Raw genomic sequence first — 1,650 nt, 5'->3', positions numbered from 1 at the left:
CAAGGGCGGAAAAAGACGCCGCCAGACTATACGATCAGTCGCCACTGCTGATCAACGAATTGTTCTGCAGGCAGAAAGCTGGTTTTATAACTCATTTTACGGCACTCACGAATAAGATACCCCAAATAGAGATAGGGAAATCCTGCCTGTTTAGCCGCAAGAATCTGTCGCAGTACAAAGTAAATCCCCAAACTGCGCCTGCCGTAACCGGCATCTGTACGAAAGAAGCTATAAACCAAAGACAAGCTTTGAGAGAAATGGTCGGTTACAGTAACACCTAACAGTTTTCCATGTTCCCGAAAAATCCAGAAATGGGTATAACCGCTGTCTATTCCCAGAAACTCAGAAAACTGTTTGGCAGATGGAGGGAACATATCACCATCACGGTGACGTTCACTGATATAACGGCGATAGAGGCGATAATATTCCAAATTCGTTGTTGGCAGCTTTAAAGTAACTGAAACGCCTGCATTGCGATTCAAAATTTTTCGCTGCGTGCGGTTAGGTTCAAACTCATCAACCCGAACCCGCAAGGGGATGCAGGCACTGCAATCCGGACAGTTCGGGCGATAAGTATGATCACCACTGCGACGAAACCCAAGTTCAGCCAGTCGCTCAGCTGTAGACGCATCAACCTGGAATCGGGGATCGAGAAATTGGGTAGAGGCCTCTTTGCCACTAAGATAACTGCAGGGATGAACATCCGTTTCATAGAGGGCTATCTGGTGTTCATTTTTCATAAAATGACTCCACGCCTGTAACCAAAGATGAAGTCGGACGCTTAATCAGCGTCTGCATGGCTATTAAAAATACAGAACGCGGCTGTATCTGTCCGCCCATGGTTTCAAGGTGGGCTGTATGCATCTGGCAATCCACTAAATCGTAGCACCCTGAGTTCATTAAACTGACAAGGGCGGTTTTCGAAGCATTGGTTTCAAATGAGAACATAGACTCCCCAAAAAATACCCGCCCCATAGCCACACCGTACAAGCCGCCGATCAGCTTTCCTTTCTCATCCCACACTTCAATAGAATGGGTAAATCCTAAGTAGTACAGGTTGATATAAGCCTGCATCATCTCCTCAGTAATCCAGGTACCATCCTGATCATCTCTGGGAATGGCTGAGCAGGCTTCAATCACCTGGGGGAAAGCTTTGTCAGCTGTCACAGTCCACTGCATCTTGCGCAGAAAGCGTTTCATACTGCGGGACACATGGAGGGTTTGCGGTGTCAGAACCATACGAGGATCAGGCGACCACCATAACAGCGGCTGCCCATCACTGTACCAAGGGAAAATACCGTGACTGTATGCTTGCAACAATGTTGTCGGCCGCAGATTTCCTCCCGCACAAAGCAGCCCATCCGGATCTTTCAGGGCCTGCTCAACGGGAGGAAAAACTGGATTATCCTCATCAATCCATGGAATCATGGAATACTGTCTTCCCAATCAATCTGTATCCCATAAACTTATGCCAAACACCCACGTAAAAGCCAGACCCTAGACTTGCAGCTGTGGCAACTCCTTAAAAAAATCCAGGGATTCTGGGTTAGCAAGAGCTTCTGCATTTTTCACATCTTCACCATGAATCAAAGCTCGTACGGCTAATTCTGTCAGTTTGCCACTTACAGTCCTGGGTAAATCCGGTGCCTG

2 protein-coding genes are annotated in these 1,650 nt (G+C 47.5%); both read right to left on the bottom strand.

Annotation, left to right across the window (positions count from 1 at the left end; all coding sequences use genetic code 11):
• Positions 1–26 precede the first annotated feature (26 nt).
• Entirely contained in the window at positions 27–740 is a 714-nt protein-coding gene (locus E1189_RS15650) for an arginyltransferase (RefSeq protein ID WP_155161266.1), read from the bottom strand.
• A complete protein-coding gene (aat, locus tag E1189_RS15645; RefSeq protein WP_155161265.1) occupies positions 730–1,428 on the bottom strand; it encodes a leucyl/phenylalanyl-tRNA--protein transferase in 699 nt (232 codons plus the stop codon). Before aat ends, E1189_RS15650 begins: the two co-directional genes overlap by 11 nt.
• Between the last annotated feature and the right edge of the window lie 222 nt (positions 1,429–1,650).

The organism is Parendozoicomonas verongulae (assembly GCF_009711465.1).
Classification (GTDB): domain Bacteria; phylum Pseudomonadota; class Gammaproteobacteria; order Pseudomonadales; family Endozoicomonadaceae; genus Sansalvadorimonas; species Sansalvadorimonas verongulae.
The sequence above is the reverse complement of the archived record's forward strand: the minus strand, read 5'-3'. Positions and strand labels throughout refer to the sequence as shown.